The 14191-nt window shown below is 63.1% G+C and carries 15 protein-coding genes; 9 read left to right on the forward strand and 6 right to left on the reverse strand.

All coding sequences use genetic code 11. The features are described 5' to 3' along the window. Nucleotides 1-37: 37 nt before the first annotated feature. Both FB481_RS01535 and FB481_RS01540 read right to left on the reverse strand, forming a co-directional pair. Nucleotides 38-949, reverse strand: coding sequence for a putative 2-dehydropantoate 2-reductase (locus FB481_RS01535; RefSeq protein WP_093504088.1), 912 nt, complete (start codon nt 947-949; stop codon nt 38-40). Then, nucleotides 946-1908, reverse strand: a complete 963-nt coding sequence (locus FB481_RS01540; protein ID WP_093504087.1) for a response regulator — start codon at nt 1906-1908, stop codon at nt 946-948. The genes FB481_RS01535 and FB481_RS01540 overlap by 4 nt, the downstream gene beginning before the upstream one ends. Nucleotides 1909-2165: 257 nt before the next feature. Between FB481_RS01540 and FB481_RS01545 the strand changes: the two genes are divergently transcribed. After that, nucleotides 2166-2645 carry a YajQ family cyclic di-GMP-binding protein gene (locus FB481_RS01545; protein WP_093504084.1) on the forward strand — a complete coding sequence of 160 codons (480 nt, stop codon included), beginning with the start codon at nt 2166-2168 and terminating at the stop codon, nt 2643-2645. Nucleotides 2646-2761: 116 nt separating this feature from the next. Continuing rightward, a complete protein-coding gene (locus FB481_RS01550) occupies nt 2762-3598 on the forward strand; it encodes a mechanosensitive ion channel family protein (RefSeq protein ID WP_093504082.1) in 837 nt (278 codons plus the stop codon). 53 nt (nt 3599-3651) lie between these two features. On the opposite strand, the gene FB481_RS01555 is transcribed toward FB481_RS01550, so the two are convergent. After that, nucleotides 3652-5196: an AmpG family muropeptide MFS transporter gene (locus FB481_RS01555; RefSeq protein ID WP_093504080.1), complete on the reverse strand. Its 1545-nt coding sequence runs from the start codon at nt 5194-5196 to the stop codon at nt 3652-3654. A gap of 100 nt (nt 5197-5296) precedes the next feature. Further along, nucleotides 5297-5662, reverse strand: a complete 366-nt coding sequence (locus tag FB481_RS01560) for an MGMT family protein (protein WP_093504078.1) — start codon at nt 5660-5662, stop codon at nt 5297-5299. A gap of 132 nt (nt 5663-5794) precedes the next feature. Here FB481_RS01560 and FB481_RS01565 point away from each other — a divergent pair, with 132 nt between their 5' ends. Further along, on the forward strand, nt 5795-6799 hold the full coding sequence (locus FB481_RS01565) for a DUF481 domain-containing protein (RefSeq protein ID WP_093504076.1): 1005 nt from the start codon (nt 5795-5797) through the stop codon (nt 6797-6799). 74 nt (nt 6800-6873) lie between these two features. Here FB481_RS01565 and FB481_RS01570 read toward each other — a convergent pair whose 3' ends face one another. Beyond that, complete coding sequence (locus FB481_RS01570) at nt 6874-7632, reverse strand: SDR family oxidoreductase (RefSeq protein WP_147174869.1); 759 nt, start codon at nt 7630-7632, stop codon at nt 6874-6876. A 300-nt stretch (nt 7633-7932) separates the two neighbouring features. On the opposite strand from FB481_RS01570, the gene FB481_RS01575 reads away from it, so the two are divergent. The 5 genes from FB481_RS01575 to FB481_RS01600 all read left to right on the forward strand — a co-directional run bounded on the left by FB481_RS01575 (nt 7933) and on the right by FB481_RS01600 (nt 12717). Next, nucleotides 7933-8391 carry an FxsA family protein gene (locus tag FB481_RS01575; RefSeq protein WP_093504072.1) on the forward strand — a complete coding sequence of 153 codons (459 nt, stop codon included), beginning with the start codon at nt 7933-7935 and terminating at the stop codon, nt 8389-8391. A gap of 255 nt (nt 8392-8646) precedes the next feature. Then, complete coding sequence (locus FB481_RS01580; RefSeq protein WP_093504070.1) at nt 8647-8940, forward strand: co-chaperone GroES; 294 nt, start codon at nt 8647-8649, stop codon at nt 8938-8940. A 48-nt stretch (nt 8941-8988) separates the two neighbouring features. Then, on the forward strand, nt 8989-10629 hold the full coding sequence (gene groL / locus FB481_RS01585) for a chaperonin GroEL (protein WP_093504068.1): 1641 nt from the start codon (nt 8989-8991) through the stop codon (nt 10627-10629). 566 nt (nt 10630-11195) lie between these two features. Further along, nucleotides 11196-12026 carry an oxaloacetate decarboxylase gene (locus FB481_RS01595; RefSeq protein WP_147174871.1) on the forward strand — a complete coding sequence of 277 codons (831 nt, stop codon included), beginning with the start codon at nt 11196-11198 and terminating at the stop codon, nt 12024-12026. Between the two features lies 1 nt (nt 12027). Beyond that, a complete protein-coding gene (locus tag FB481_RS01600) occupies nt 12028-12717 on the forward strand; it encodes an extensin family protein (protein ID WP_147174872.1) in 690 nt (229 codons plus the stop codon). A 2-nt stretch (nt 12718-12719) separates the two neighbouring features. Here FB481_RS01600 and FB481_RS01605 read toward each other — a convergent pair whose 3' ends face one another. Further along, nucleotides 12720-13151 (reverse strand): hypothetical protein, encoded by a 432-nt coding sequence (locus FB481_RS01605; protein ID WP_147174873.1) that lies wholly within the window; start codon nt 13149-13151, stop codon nt 12720-12722. 147 nt (nt 13152-13298) lie between these two features. On the opposite strand from FB481_RS01605, the gene FB481_RS01610 reads away from it, so the two are divergent. Then, entirely contained in the window at nt 13299-14045 is a 747-nt protein-coding gene (locus tag FB481_RS01610; RefSeq protein ID WP_372239522.1) for a class I SAM-dependent methyltransferase, read from the forward strand. Nucleotides 14046-14191 lie beyond the last annotated feature (146 nt).

Genomic DNA, 14191 nt, shown 5'->3' on the forward strand with positions numbered 1-14191 from the left:
TCGTGGTGGCAGGTGAGGGCGCAGGGTAGCGCGTGACTCAATAGCGCGGCAATCCGTGGCCGTCCAGATGCTCCTGCAGTCGCTGGTGCAAGGCTTTCAGCTGCGGCAGCTGCAGCAAAGCGCGTTCGCCGGCGGCGCAGGCGTAGCCGAGCAGGTAGCTGATTTCGGTGCGCCGACCAGCGGCGACGTCCTGGTACATGGACGAGTAATTGGCGGCCGTGGCCTCGATCACCCGCCACACTTCGCTATGCAGCTTTTGGGCGGCCTCTACCTGGCCACAGCCGATCAACAGCTCGGCCAGCTCGGTACATAGCGCATCGACCTGTTCGTGATAGCGCACCAGTTCGCCATTGCGGCAGCCGTGCAGCACGGTCAGCGGGTTTATCGCGCAATTGAACGCCAGCTTACGCCACAGGCGCGCGAGGATGTCCGCGCTCCAGGTGTGGGGAATCTGGCTACGTTCCAGTTCCTGCAGCCAGGCAGGCGCCGCCGCGCCGCATGGATCGCCGATCCAGGTGTGGCCCTGACCGGCGAATACCACGCGCCAGTCACCGTCACGAAACGCGCCTTCGGTGCTGGAGGCGGGCAGGCAACGGCGGCCAGGCAACTGCTGCGCCACTTCGTCCTGGCTGCCCAGGCCGTTCTGCAGCAGGACGACTTCGGCAGCCGGTGTCAGGCGATGGGCCACGGCGGCAATCGCCTCAGCGGCGTCATAGGCCTTGCAGGCCAGCAGCAGACGCTCGATGGGCGCCGAATCCTGCAGGTCGCTGGCCGGGATAGGGTAGAGGTGGCTGTGGCCCTGCTCGACCAGGGTCAGGCCGCTCGCCTGGCGATACGCGGTCAGACGCCGCGGGTCACGGAGCACAAGCTGCACCTGCACATCGGCGCGAAACAGGCGGCAGGCCCACAGACTGCCCAGGCTGCCGGCACCGAGTACATGCCAGCTCATGGACGGGGCAGGCGTACCGCGGTCACGCGGCCGCTGGCGTGGGCTTCGGGTAGCAGACGAGTGGCCAGGTCGAGCAGTTGCTGCTGCTCCATGGGCATGGCCTTGCTGTCCAGCCCGACCACGGCGATGCCGGCCTTGAGGCTGATAAAGCCTTCGCTGGTCTTGAAGGCCTTGAGGTTGAGGCCTTCGTGCAGACGCTTGAAGCTGCTCGGCGAGCATTCCTGCAGATCTTCGAGCAGGGTGATCAGTGCGAAATGACGATCATCCAGGCTGACCAGCACGTCCAGCGGGCGTACCAGCTGTTGCAGGCGGCGGGCCACGCTGCGCAGCAACTCGTTGCTGAATACCGCGCCGTGGCGTGCGCTCAGCTCGTCGACGCCCTGCAGACCGATCATCAGGTAGCACAGTGCGCCACCACGCGATTCCACCTGGCGCAGGCTGTCGGCCATCTTCTGTTTCAGGTAGCGGGTGTTGCCCAGGCCGGTCAGTGGGTCGACCAGGTTGCGTTCTTCCAGGCTGGCGATGTTCTGCACCAGCAGGGCGTTTTCGTGGAGCAGGCGCTGCAGGGTGCTGCACAGGCGTTCGGCGGCGAATACCCGGGGCAGCAGCTGTTCGTTCATCGCTGACTTGCTGATGAAGTCATCGACGCCGCGGTCGAAGGCTTCGTTGAGGACGTTCTCGCCCTCCTTGCCGGTCAGCAGGATGATGTAGGTGTAGTGCTCGGCCGCCTCGTCGAGCTGGCGCACCCGTCCGGTCAGCTCCAGACCGTCCATTTCGGGCATCAGCCAGTCTGCCAGCAGTACGCTGGCGGGGCGTTGTTCGAGATTGCTGATGGCTTCGGCAGCGCTGCTGGCGAAGCGAATATCCTGATATCCAGCCTGGCTCAATGCACGGCCGATCATGGCGCTCGAGAACTTGGCGTCGTCCACCACCAGAATACTGAGATGGGGGTTGGGCATTTTTTATGGCACTCGCGGGCAGGAAAACAGGTCGAGGGAAGGGAGTAACCAATACAACGCCGAGCGATCTGTATCAGAGCGGATATAATGATCGCGCCAATTTTATCGTCAAGCCATCCGCGCGATTTGCGCAGACTTAATTCACGATCTCGCGAACTGGCGCCCAGCCCGATGCATTCGTAGCGCGGCCAAGGCGGCTGCCGGCAGCGACTCGCGAAACGGTGCTGCCGGTCGCGCTTTTTAACTGGAGGAATTCCATGCCCTCGTTCGACGTGGTGTCGGAGCTGGACAAACACGAACTCACCAACGCCCTGGATAATGCCACCAAGGAGCTGGAGCGGCGCTTCGACCTGCGCGGCAAGTGCAGTTTCGAAGTCAAGGACAAGGCCGTTACGCTGACCGCCGAAGCCGATTTCATGCTTGAGCAGATGCTCGACATCATTCGCAGCTGCCTGATCAAGCGCAAGATCGACAGCCAGTGCATGGAGACCAAGGACCCGTATGCGTCCGGCAAGGTGATCAAGCAGGAAGTCGAATTCCGCGAAGGCATCGACAAGGAGCTGGCCAAGAAGATCGTCGCCCACATCAAGGACGCCAAGCTCAAAGTGCAGGCCGCCATCCAGGGCGAGCAGGTGCGCGTTACTGGCAAGAAGCGCGACGACCTGCAGGAATGCATCGCCTCGCTGCGCGGCAAGGACTTCGGCATGCCCCTGCAGTACAACAATTTCCGCGACTGATAGGGCGGGGTTTATTGAACCCCGACGGAACGGCAGCGTCGCAAGTTCGTGAACGCCCGAGCAAACGCCATGGCCTGCCATGGCGTTTTCGTTTGAATTGCTAGAAGGAATGCCCGATGGATATGAGCATCGACCAGCTGGTCGTCATGTCACAGGCCTGGATTCCGGTATTGCTGCAGTACAGCGGCAAGCTGGCCCTGGCCATCGTTACCCTGCTGATCGGCTGGTGGCTGATCAGCAAGCTGACCAGCAAGGTCAGCGCCCTGATGGACGGCCGCAAGGTCGACCGCGCGCTGAGCAGTTTCATCGGTAGCCTGGCGAGCATTGTGCTCAAAGTGCTGCTGATCATCAGCGTGGCGTCGATGATCGGCGTGGAGACCACCTCGTTCATCGCGGTGATCGGTGCGGCGGGCCTGGCCATCGGCCTGGCGCTGCAGGGCAGCCTCGCGAACTTCGCCGGCGGCGTGCTGATCATGCTGTTCCGCCCCTTCAAGGCCGGCGACTTCATCGAGGCCCAGGGTGTTTCCGGTTCGGTGGACTACATCCAGATCTTCCACACCGTGCTGCGTACCGGTGACAACAAGGTGGTGATCGTGCCCAACGGCACCCTGTCCAACGGCATCATCACCAACCACTCGCGGCAGAACACCCGCCAGGTGCTGTACGACGTGAAGCTCGACTACGATGCCGACCTGGCCAAGGCTCGCGAAGTGCTGCTGGAGCTTTCCAAGGATGCGCGCGTGCATCAGGAGCCGGCGCCGGTGGTGGTGGTATCTAGCCTGGGCGAAACCTCGATCAACCTGTCGCTGCGCATGTGGACGGCTGCCGGCGATTACTGGCCAGTGATCTTCATGCTCAACGAGAGCGTGCGCGATCGTCTGCGCGCCGAGGGCGTCGAGCTGGCGCAGCCGCCGCGCATGGTGCAGATGATGCAGCAGGGCAAGGCCGGCTGACGCGCGGCCCGCAGAAACGAAAAAGCCGACGAGAGTCGGCTTTTTCATTGGCGTCATTCCTGCTTCGGTGGCTCGTCGGCCGGTAGCGCGCTGGCCCGGTTACCCTGGCGATGCCACTGCAGCAGGATCAGCAGCAGGGTCGGTACGCCCATCAGTGCGGTGATCAGGAAGAAGTCCGCGTAGCCGAACTTCTCCACCAGTACGCCGGAATAGCCGCCGATCAACCGTGGCAGCAGCAGCATGATGGAGCTCAGCAGCGCGTACTGGGTGGCGGAGAACTTCAGGTTGGTCAGGCTCGACAGGTAGGCGACGAACGCCGCCGTGGCCAGGCCGGAGCTGAAGTTGTCCGCCGAGATGGTGAAGATCAGCATTTGCAGGTTGGCGCCCATGCCAGCCAGGGCCATGAACAGCAGGTTGGTGGCCGCCGACGCCGCGCCGCCGATGAACAGGATCGGCATGATGCCGAAGCGCACGATCAGCAACCCGCCGGCACCGGCGCCGACCAGGGTCATGATCAGCCCAAACAGTTTGCTGACGCTGGCGATCTGGTCCTTGGTAAAGCCCTGGTCGATGTAGAAGACGTTGGCCATCACGCCCATGACCGTGTCGGACATGCGGTAGGTGGCGATCAACCCCAGTAGCAGGAAGGCCTGCCAGCGGTAACGCAGGATGAAGTCGTTGACCGGCGTGAGTACTGGCGCCAGTCCGCGGCGGCCCATGGACGACAGGCACAGGGCAGTCAGGATCGTATAGAGGATGGCGCGCAGGAAGGCGCGGTCCTCGAGCAACAGGTCCAGCAGCGTGGCTTCACCGGTGACCAGACTGGGGAAGTCGGTGTTGTAGAGCTGGGTGAACATCGCCGGCACCGACACCAGCAGCACGATCAGCACCAGCACCGAGGCGATCTGGTGGCTGAATCCATACTTGGCGGCGGCCAGCTGGGTCTTCATCGACACCGCCGGCTCTTTCATCCACAGGCTGGTCAGGAGGCCCGGCAGCATCAGCAGGGCGAACAGCAGGTAGGTGCCGGCCCAGGCGGCGTGCTGGTAGAGCAGGGTGGTCGAGCCGAGGCCCTCGGCGACGTACAGTGCGCCGGCGGTGGCGAGCAGCGCGGCGACCCGGTAGCCGGCCATGTAGCTGGCGGCCAGGGCGGCCTGGCGGGTGTCGTCGACGATCTCCAGACGGTAGGCATCGACAGCGATGTCCTGGGTTGCCGAGGCGAAGGCCACCAGCACGGCGAGGGCGATCAGCCAGGTCAGGTGGGTGTGCGGATCGCACAGCGCCATGCCGGCGAGGCCGACGGCGATCAGAATCTGCGACAGCACCAGCCAGGAACGTCGCCTGCCGAGCTTGCCGAGCAGCGGCAGGCGCCATTGGTCGAGCAGCGGCGACCACACCCATTTGAAGGCGTAAGCCAGGCCGATCAGGCTGGCGAAACCGATGGTTTCCCGCGCCACGCCGGCTTCGCGCAGCCACACCGACAGGGTCGAGAACACCAACATGTAAGGCAGGCCGGCGGCAAAGCCCAGCACCAGAAGAACCAGTGTCGAGGGGCTGGAATAGGCGGCGACCGCGTCGCGCCAGCTTTTACGATGCATTGAGGGGGATCGGCCTGGAGGGAGAAAGCATGAACAAGTGGCGCACTCTAGGGGCTAGGGTCGGGTCAGTGCAAGCCGGTTGCGCGTGGCGCCGCGAGTCTCACGCCTCGTGCTCCAGGGGCCGCCAGCCGTGGCGTCGGATATCCACCCGACCATTGTGGGATAGCACCCCTTCGACGCGCAATCGGGCACGTTGTTCAACCCCGCTTGGCGAGTCTGCTGTCAGGCTCAACCGGCCGCCAGCCGCGACCACCCGATGCCAGGGCAGGGTGGTGCCGTCCGGCAACTGGCCTAGGGTGCGGCCGACCCAGCGCGCTGCACGTCCCAGGCCGGCCAGCGCCGCCAGTTCGCCATAGGTCACCACCTTGCCGGGCGGCACCTGGGCCAGCGCCAGATAAAGGGCATCGCGGCGGGCTTGCTGATCGTCTGGACGAGGGGCGTTGTCACCGGGCTGTAGCGCGGGCATTACAGACTCCTGAGGCCGACGAATAACGGCTCTCGATGAACTCAAGGCATTTCCGTCGGTCATTTCTTGCTCAATTTTCGGGTATGCGGATAATGCCCGATTTCCCGCGAACCGGAGCAGACTCGTCCGCTTATGTTTACTCGTACTCTGTTGTGCCTGGGCCTTAGCGTGGCCGCCACGCCGCTGATGGCCGATACCGTCTGGATGAAGAACGGCGACCGCCTGACCGGGACCATCCGTGTCTTCGACGGCGGCAAATTGATGCTGCAGACCGAATACGGCGGCTCCATCCCGCTGGACTGGAAGCAGGTCGCTACTCTGGAAAGCGACCGCGAACTGCTGGTCAAGGAAAACGACATCACCGGCGAGCGGGCCAAGTCGCTGCAGGCCGCAGAGCCCGGCAAGGTGACGTTGGCCAATGGCGCTGCACCCAAGACCGTCGAGCTGGCCAGCATCAAGCAGATCATGAAGCCCAAGCCGCTGGTGGAAGACTTCCTGTGGAAGGGCAACGTCGACGTGGCCATGGACTACAAGCGCGCCGAGCGCGACACCGATGACTACGATGTCGATCTCAAGACCCAGGCGCGTCATGGCAAGTGGCGTCACAACGCCGAGGTCGATTACAACCGCGAACTCAAGGACGACGTGGTCAGTACCGACAACTGGAGCACCGAGTACGCGCTGGACCGCTTTCTCGACGAGAAGTGGTTCTGGCAGGGGCGCCTGGAATACAAGCGCGACAAGATCGAGGATCTGGCCCGTCAGCGCACTGTCGGTACCGGTCCGGGTTACCAGTTCTGGGATAACGAACTCGGCGCCTTCTCTCTGGCTGGCCTGATCAACCGTTCCGACTACGAGTTTGCCAATGGCGAGAAGGATAACTTCTACGCCATCAGTATGAAGTGGGATTACAACCGCTACCTGGTCGGCAAGACCATCGAGCTGTTCAGCAATGGCGAGATTGGCAAGCCGCTGGCCGGCGCTGCCGATTATTCCCTGGATGCCGAAGTGGGCCTGCGCTACAAGGTCACCGACTGGGCGTCGCTGAACATGAAGGCTTCCAAGGATCAGGTCAGTGGATCGGAAGGCGACAAGGACGAAACCCGTTACACTCTGGGCTTCGGTGTAGGCTGGTAAGCCAAGCCGATGCACAGCAAAAAGCCCCGCCAGATGCGGGGCTTTCTGTTGTCCGGCGTTTGCCGGCTGACGCCTTACAGCCGCACGCCGCCGTCGAGTTCGAGGATGCGCCCGGTGAAGTAGTCGTTTTCCAATAGGAAGGCGATGGCGTGGGCGATCTCCTGCGGCTTGCCGAGGCGCTTGAGCGGGATCACGTCGGTCATGCGCTGCAGCGCTTCGGGCTTCATGCTGGCGACCATGTCGGTTTCGATGAATCCGGGCGCCACGCCGGACACGCGGATGCCATAACGGGCGAACTCGCGGGCCCATACCACGGTGTCGGCAGCGACCGCCGCCTTGGCTGCCGAGTAGTTGGCTTGGCCGATATTGCCGGCGCGCGACACCGAGGAAATATTGATGATCGCGCCCTCGTTCTGCAGCTCGATCATCTTCGCCGCCACTTCGCGAGTACACAGGAACACGCCGGTCAGGTTGACGTCGATCACCGACTGCCACTGGGCCAGGCTCATCTTGCTCATCTCGCCGTCTTTGACCTTGATGGTCAGGCCATCGCGCAGGATGCCGGCGTTGTTGACCAGGCCATTGATCGAACCGAAGTCCTCGGCGATCTGCGCCACGGTCTGAGTCACCTGTTCTTCGTTGGCCACGTTGCACAGGTAGGTACGCGTCTGCACGCCGATGGCCCGGCAGGCCGTGGCGGTTTCATCGAGCTTTTCCTGATTCAGGTCGACCAGTGCCAGGCGCACGCCGCGCTCGGCGAGATACTCGGCCATGGCGCGGCCCAGGCCCTGGCCGCCGCCGGTGATGATGATGATTTTGTCTTGGAGTTGCATGCCAATTCCCTTGATTGAGAGTCGAACGGGTCGTACCGGTGCAAGGTGATTCGCTTGTTCGCGCCGGTCGATTGCCATGACGTACCGGCAGCAGCATAGAGTGCGACGAGGCCGGCGCACCAGTGCCTGTAATCGCGATCACCAACATCCTGTAACAGCGCTGCTCGCCTAGCCGAAGCCCCGCGTCGCCTGGCTTGGAACGTGGCGGCTACTTGAGAAGTCGAAACTTCAGCTTGAATTAAGCGCAACACCCCATATTTCTCTCCTACTGGAAGGTGTTCTTCCGTCAAGGAAACCGCGATGCGCATTTTCACGTTGTTGTTCCTGCTGTTCCCGATTCTCGAGCTGGCCGTGCTCATCTCGGTGGGCAGTGCTATCGGTGTGCTGCCGACCATTGCCCTGGTGATTCTCACCTCGATCTTCGGCGGCCTGATGCTGCGCATCGCCGGTATCACCACCGCTTGGCGTGCCCGCGAGCGCCTGGCGCGCGGCGAAATGCCGGATCAGGAAGTGCTGCAGGGCCTGATGATGGCAGTCGGTGGTGGCCTGTTGCTGCTGCCGGGGTTCATCAGTGATGTCATCGGCATTTTCTGCCTGCTGCCCTTCACCCGCCGCTGGCTGGTCGAGCGGGTACGTCAACGCGCTGCCGAGCAGGCCGAGCGGCAACGTGCTTTCGCCGATGACATGGCGGCTCGTAATGGCCAGCCCGGCGGTCACAAGCCCAATGTGCTTGAAGGTGAATACGAGCGCCGCGACTGATCCCGCGCGCTGCTCCCGGGCCCCGGTCAGTGTTCACTGACCGGGGCCTTGCTTTTTCAGGTGCCGAGCGTCCGTTGCCTGCGTAAAAAAATTAGCGGCTGCCCTTGAATTGCGTTTGGCCGCCCCTATGTAGCGGACACCGCAAGGTTTTTCAGCGTCAGCTGAAGCAAATTTCGGCGTTGGGTGTTTGCGCAGCGCCATGATCCTGCCGGTGAGAGCACCGGTAATTTCAACAACTATTGGGAGAGATCGACAATGAAGCTTCGTCCTTTGCATGACCGCGTCGTGATCCGTCGCAGCGAAGAAGAAACCAAAACCGCTGGCGGTATCGTGCTGCCGGGCTCGGCCGCCGAGAAGCCGAATCAGGGCGAAATCGTTGCCGTTGGTACTGGCCGTGTTCTGGACAACGGTGAAGTCCGTGCCCTGGCCGTCAAGGTCGGTGACAAAGTGGTGTTCGGCCCGTATTCGGGCAGCAACACCGTCAAGGTCAATGGCGAAGACCTGCTGGTAATGGGCGAGAGCGAAATCCTCGCTGTTATCGAAGCCTGATCGACCGCGAATTTCCGTTTAATCGTCAAGAATTGAGGATCAAATAACATGGCAGCTAAAGACGTAAAATTCGGCGACGCCGCTCGCAAGAAACTGCTCACCGGTGTCAACGTTCTGGCCGATGCAGTCAAAGCCACCCTCGGCCCGAAGGGCCGTAACGTGGTCCTGGAGCGCAGCTTCGGCGCGCCGCTGATCACCAAGGACGGCGTTTCCGTCGCCAAAGAGATCGAGCTCAAGGACAAGATCGAAAACATCGGCGCCCAGCTGGTCAAAGACGTTGCCTCCAAGGCCAACGACGCTGCCGGTGACGGCACCACCACCGCTACCGTTCTGGCTCAAGCCATCGTCACCGAAGGCCTGAAGTCGGTCGCTGCCGGCCTGAACCCGATGGACCTCAAGCGCGGCATCGACAAGGCCACCGCAGCCATCGTCGCCGAGCTGAAGAACCTGTCCAAGCCGTGCACCGACAGCAAAGCCATTGCCCAGGTTGGCACCATCTCCGCCAACTCCGATGACTCCATCGGCAACATCATTGCCGAAGCCATGGAAAAAGTCGGTAAAGAAGGCGTGATCACCGTTGAAGAAGGCTCGGGCCTGGAAAACGAACTGTCCGTCGTAGAAGGCATGCAGTTCGACCGCGGCTACCTGTCGCCGTACTTCATCAACAAGCCGGACACCATGGTTGCCGAGCTGGATAGCCCGCTGCTGCTGCTGGTCGACAAGAAAATCAGCAACATCCGCGAACTGCTGCCGGTCCTGGAAGCCGTTGCCAAGGCTGGCCGTCCGCTGCTGATCGTTGCCGAAGATGTCGAGGGCGAAGCCCTGGCTACTCTGGTGGTCAACAACATGCGTGGCATCGTCAAGGTCGCTGCCGTCAAGGCGCCGGGCTTCGGTGATCGTCGCAAGGCCATGCTGCAGGACATCGCCGTTCTGACCGGCGGTACCGTGATCTCCGAAGAGATCGGCCTGAGCCTGGAAAGCACCACTCTGGAGCACCTGGGTCAAGCCAAGCGTGTAGTCCTGAACAAGGAAAACACCACTATCATCGACGGTGCTGGCCAGCAATCCGACATCGAGTCGCGCGTTGCCCAGATCCGCAAGCAGGTTGAAGAGACCTCTTCGGACTACGACAAAGAGAAGCTGCAAGAGCGTCTGGCCAAGCTGGCCGGCGGTGTTGCAGTGATCAAGGTCGGCGCTGCCACCGAAGTCGAGATGAAAGAGAAGAAAGCCCGCGTTGAAGACGCCCTGCACGCAACCCGCGCAGCCGTCGAAGAGGGCGTGGTACCTGGCGGTGGTGTTGCCCTGGTTCGTGCTCAGTCCGCTCTGGACGGCCTCAAAGGCATCAACCTGGAGCAGGACGCTGGTATCAGCATTCTGCGCCGTGCCATCGAAGCGCCGCTGCGTCAGATCGTCACCAACGCTGGCGACGAAGCGTCCGTGGTTCTGGACAAGGTCAAACAGGGTTCCGGTAACTACGGTTACAACGCTGCCAACGGCGAGTACGGCGACCTGATCGAGTTCGGCATCATCGACCCGGCCAAGGTTACCCGTAGCGCGCTGCAAGCCGCTGCTTCCATCGCTGGCCTGCTGATCACCACCGAGGCGATCGTTGCAGAGCTGCCGGAAGACAAGGCTGCTCCGGCCATGCCGGACATGGGCGGTATGGGTGGCATGGGCGGCATGATGTAAGCCTCCCGGCACCTGAGCTGTACCGAAAACCCCGCGCCCCTGGCGCGGGGTTTTTTATTGCGCGCTTTTTTGCACCGCAAGTGTCTAGCTGGCGGGCCAGCGGCAATAGTTGGCTGATGGCGGGACCGCTTTCGGCGCAAAGGGTTTTGACCGTTCGTCTTGTTGCAACCTTTCCAAGCTCATCGTGATCTAGTGTTAGCGGACGCATTGGCCGCACTATCAAGAGGTTGCGATCATGAGCTTAGGCGTAGCCAGAGGTTTGTTTCTTGTTGCTGCGTTGAGCGTTTCGGCGTTCGCGGCGGCCTCCTGGTATGAGCCTGGCCCAGGTGTCGTGACCAGCACTCACCGAACCAATTGCCTGAGCCCGAAAATCAAACGGGTTACCCAGGCGTCTCCTGAAGCCAGCCAGAATCTGTTGTTATTGGTGATGGGCCTTTCCCAGGCACGACGCTGATTCTCTGTCGGGGTGTCCGTCGCCGGGCCGCTGGGCCGTGGAACAGTGAATTTCTCCCCCGGCTAAGAACTCCGATACCCTGAGCGCTCACTCGACGCAAGGGAAGCAGCCGATGTCCATCTACCGTGAACGTGCCGAACGCCTCCGGGCATTGCACCAGCAAGCTGAGCTACTGGTTCTGCCCAACCCCTGGGATGCCGGGTCGGCGAAGATGCTCGCCGCGCTTGGTTTTCACGCTCTGGCTACCACCAGCGCCGGACTGGCCTTTTCCCTGGGCCGCCGCGATGCCGAAGGCGCGGTAAGCCGCGACGAGGCACTGGCCAATGCCCGCGCCATCGTCGAGGCGACTTCGCTGCCGGTGGTCGCCGACTTGGAAAATGGCTATGGCGATTCCCCCGAGGCATGTGCCGCGACCGTGCGGGTGGCGGCGCAGATTGGTCTGGTCGGCGGCTCCATCGAAGATGCCACTGGCCGCGCGGAAGAACCCATTTATCCCTTCGAACTCGCCGTGGAGCGCATTCGCGCTGCGGTAGCGGCGGCTCGCGCGATGGACATTCCCTTCACCCTGACGGCGCGTGCGGAAAACTTCCTGCACGGCCGTGCCGATCTGGACGATACCATCCGCCGCCTGGTGGCTTACGCCGAGGCGGGCGCGGACGTGCTCTACGCGCCAGGGCTGACCAGTCGTGAACAGATCAAGGCAGTGGTCGAGGCGGTGGCGCCCAAACCGGTCAACGTGCTGGTCGGCTCGCCGAGCCTGAAACTATCGCTGGACGAGCTGGCGCAACTGGGCGTCAAGCGCGTCAGCCTGGGCTCCAATCTGGCCCGCGCTGCCTATGGCGCCTTTTTGCAGGCAGCCACCGGGCTTGCCGAGCGCGGCGACCTGAGCGGCGCCCGACAGGCCCTGCCGTTCGACACCATCAACGATCTGTTCAAGGCCTAGCGTGCGGCAGTTTCTGATCGCGCTGTTGATCTTCGTGGTGGTCGGCGGCCCGCTGGCGCTGTACCGCCAGTGGATCGACGTGCCGCCGCGCTGGAATCCCTGGGCGCCGCTCGACCTGCGCGACATGCCCAACTGGCTGACCGCCTACAAGCTGCGTCGCCTGCAGGGCGACCCGGAGCTGTGCCGTACGGTGCTCGACACCTCGGCGCTGCGCTATGTCGCGCTACCCGACAGCACACCAGACGCCGATTGCCCGCTGACCAATACGGTGCGTGTGCAGGGCAGCGAGGTTCGCCTGAGCAGCAGCTTTATCGCCACCTGCCCGGTAGCTGCGGCATTCGCCCTGTTCGAGCGCCACGGCCTGCAGCCGGCAGCCGAGCAGCGCTTCGACCAGCGTGTGGTGCAGGTCGATCACGTTGGCAGCTTCGCCTGCCGCACCATCGCCGGCAGTCAGCGGCGAAGCCAGCACGCCTCGGCCAATGCCCTGGATATCGTCGGCTTTCGCCTGGCCGATGGCCGGCGCATCAGTGTGCTGCGCGATTGGCCGGGCGAGGATGACAAGTCGCTGTTCCTGCGCCAGGTGCAGCAGGCGGCGTGCTCCAGTTTCAACACTACCCTGGGTCCGGACTACAACGCCGCGCACCGCGATCATTTCCACTTGGATATGGGCGGTTTTCGCATGTGTCGTTGAGTTCAGCGAGCCAGGCGTTGCTGTAGGGTCAGATGGCCCATCAGCAGCTCCCAGGGCGCCAGGGATTCTTCCAACAGCGGGTTGCTCGAGGCGTTCTCGGCATTGCCAGACGGCGCCAGCAGATTCTGCTGCGACGCCAGTTCTCCGAGGGGCAGGGCGGCGCCCACGTCTTTCAGCGAGCAGGTGAACTGGCGCTGCATCATCACATCTTCCAAGGTTCGCATGCCTTGCAGGGGCGCTTCATCGGCGGGGGTTGCCGTTGGTGTGGGCGTGACCAGTGCTGGCGCCGAGTGCTGGGCGATGGCGCTTTCCATCTCGCGCAGCACGCTGCGCAGAATCTGGTCGTACAGCGCCGCGCTGGCGCTCGATGGCGTACCGGATTTCTGGGCGGCTACCCGGGTGTCACCGGGAATACGGGAGATGACTTCAAACATCGAACGTCGGGCTCTGGCAAACTAGCGCTTTCCAGGGTATCGGCTGCTGTCGGCCCGAGTTGAGCCCCGCGGTTGCTTGAAAGCTGCCGCATCTGAGTTGATGGACGATCCGCAATGAGTGAACTACAGCCCGACGCGCGCATTCGCATGGAGGCCCTGGCGCCGCATCTGCAAGCCGGCGCGCAGCAATGGGCGCAGCGTCTGGGCTTGCCGCTCGAAGGCGAGGCCGGTTATGCGTTGCAACTGGGCGAGGCTGGCTTGCAGCTGGTCGAGCTCGGCCCGCAGGCGCCAGGGCCGGTGCGGGTGGATTTCGTCGAGGGCGCGGTGGCGCATCGTCGCCAGTTCGGCGGCGGCGCTGGGCAGATGATCGCCAAGGCTGTCGGCATCTCCCAGGGCATTCGCCCGCGGGTGCTGGATGCCACCGCAGGGCTGGGCCGCGATGCCTTCGTGTTGGCCAGCCTGGGTTGCCAGGTCGACCTGATCGAGCGCCAGCCGCTGGTCGGTGCGCTGCTCGAGGAGGGCCTGCAGCGGGCGGCAGCGGACGCCGAGGTGGCAGGTATCGTCGCGCGCATGCGCCTGCTGCAGGGCAACGCCATCGAGCTGATGGTCGGTTGGCAGGGCGAGGCGCCGCAAGTGATCTACCTCGACCCGATGTTTCCTCACCGCGACAAGAGCGCTCTGGTGAAAAAGGAGATGCGCCTGTTCCGTCCCTTCGTCGGCGATGATCTGGATGCTCCGGCACTGCTCGAGGCGGCGCTCAAACTCGCCAGCCACCGCGTGGTGGTCAAGCGCCCGCGCAAGGCGCCGGTCATCGAGGGCGCTAAGCCGGGTTATGCGCTGGAGGGCAAGTCCAGCCGCTACGACATCTACCCATTGAAGAAGCTCACGCCTTAAAGGCTTGCTCACGATCTTTCGGCTCGGCTTCAGCGCTTGACCGCCAAGTGGCGGGAGCGGCCGTTCGTTCTCGTGGGATGGACTGGTGATTATCTGTGGGAGCGGGCCATGCCCGCGAAAAATCATGGGCATGGACTAGGCGTCCC

The organism is Pseudomonas sp. AG1028, assembly GCF_007993955.1.
GTDB lineage: Bacteria > Pseudomonadota > Gammaproteobacteria > Pseudomonadales > Pseudomonadaceae > Aquipseudomonas > Aquipseudomonas straminea.

Bases quoted from the DNA above. Each gene is read 5' to 3' on its own strand.
- FB481_RS01535 (WP_093504088.1), bottom strand. From the start codon at position 949: ATGAGCTGGCATGTACTCGGTGCCGGCAGCCTGGGCAGTCTGTGGGCC.
- FB481_RS01540 (WP_093504087.1), bottom strand. From the start codon at position 1,908: ATGCCCAACCCCCATCTCAGTATTCTGGTGGTGGACGACGCCAAGTTC.
- FB481_RS01545 (WP_093504084.1), top strand. From the start codon at position 2,166: ATGCCCTCGTTCGACGTGGTGTCGGAGCTGGACAAACACGAACTCACC.
- FB481_RS01550 (WP_093504082.1), top strand. From the start codon at position 2,762: ATGGATATGAGCATCGACCAGCTGGTCGTCATGTCACAGGCCTGGATT.
- FB481_RS01555 (WP_093504080.1), bottom strand. From the start codon at position 5,196: ATGCATCGTAAAAGCTGGCGCGACGCGGTCGCCGCCTATTCCAGCCCC.
- FB481_RS01560 (WP_093504078.1), bottom strand. From the start codon at position 5,662: ATGCCCGCGCTACAGCCCGGTGACAACGCCCCTCGTCCAGACGATCAG.
- FB481_RS01565 (WP_093504076.1), top strand. From the start codon at position 5,795: ATGTTTACTCGTACTCTGTTGTGCCTGGGCCTTAGCGTGGCCGCCACG.
- FB481_RS01570 (WP_147174869.1), bottom strand. From the start codon at position 7,632: ATGCAACTCCAAGACAAAATCATCATCATCACCGGCGGCGGCCAGGGC.
- FB481_RS01575 (WP_093504072.1), top strand. From the start codon at position 7,933: ATGCGCATTTTCACGTTGTTGTTCCTGCTGTTCCCGATTCTCGAGCTG.
- FB481_RS01580 (WP_093504070.1), top strand. From the start codon at position 8,647: ATGAAGCTTCGTCCTTTGCATGACCGCGTCGTGATCCGTCGCAGCGAA.
- groL (WP_093504068.1), top strand. From the start codon at position 8,989: ATGGCAGCTAAAGACGTAAAATTCGGCGACGCCGCTCGCAAGAAACTG.
- FB481_RS01595 (WP_147174871.1), top strand. From the start codon at position 11,196: ATGTCCATCTACCGTGAACGTGCCGAACGCCTCCGGGCATTGCACCAG.
- FB481_RS01605 (WP_147174873.1), bottom strand. From the start codon at position 13,151: ATGTTTGAAGTCATCTCCCGTATTCCCGGTGACACCCGGGTAGCCGCC.
- FB481_RS01610 (WP_372239522.1), top strand. From the start codon at position 13,299: ATGGAGGCCCTGGCGCCGCATCTGCAAGCCGGCGCGCAGCAATGGGCG.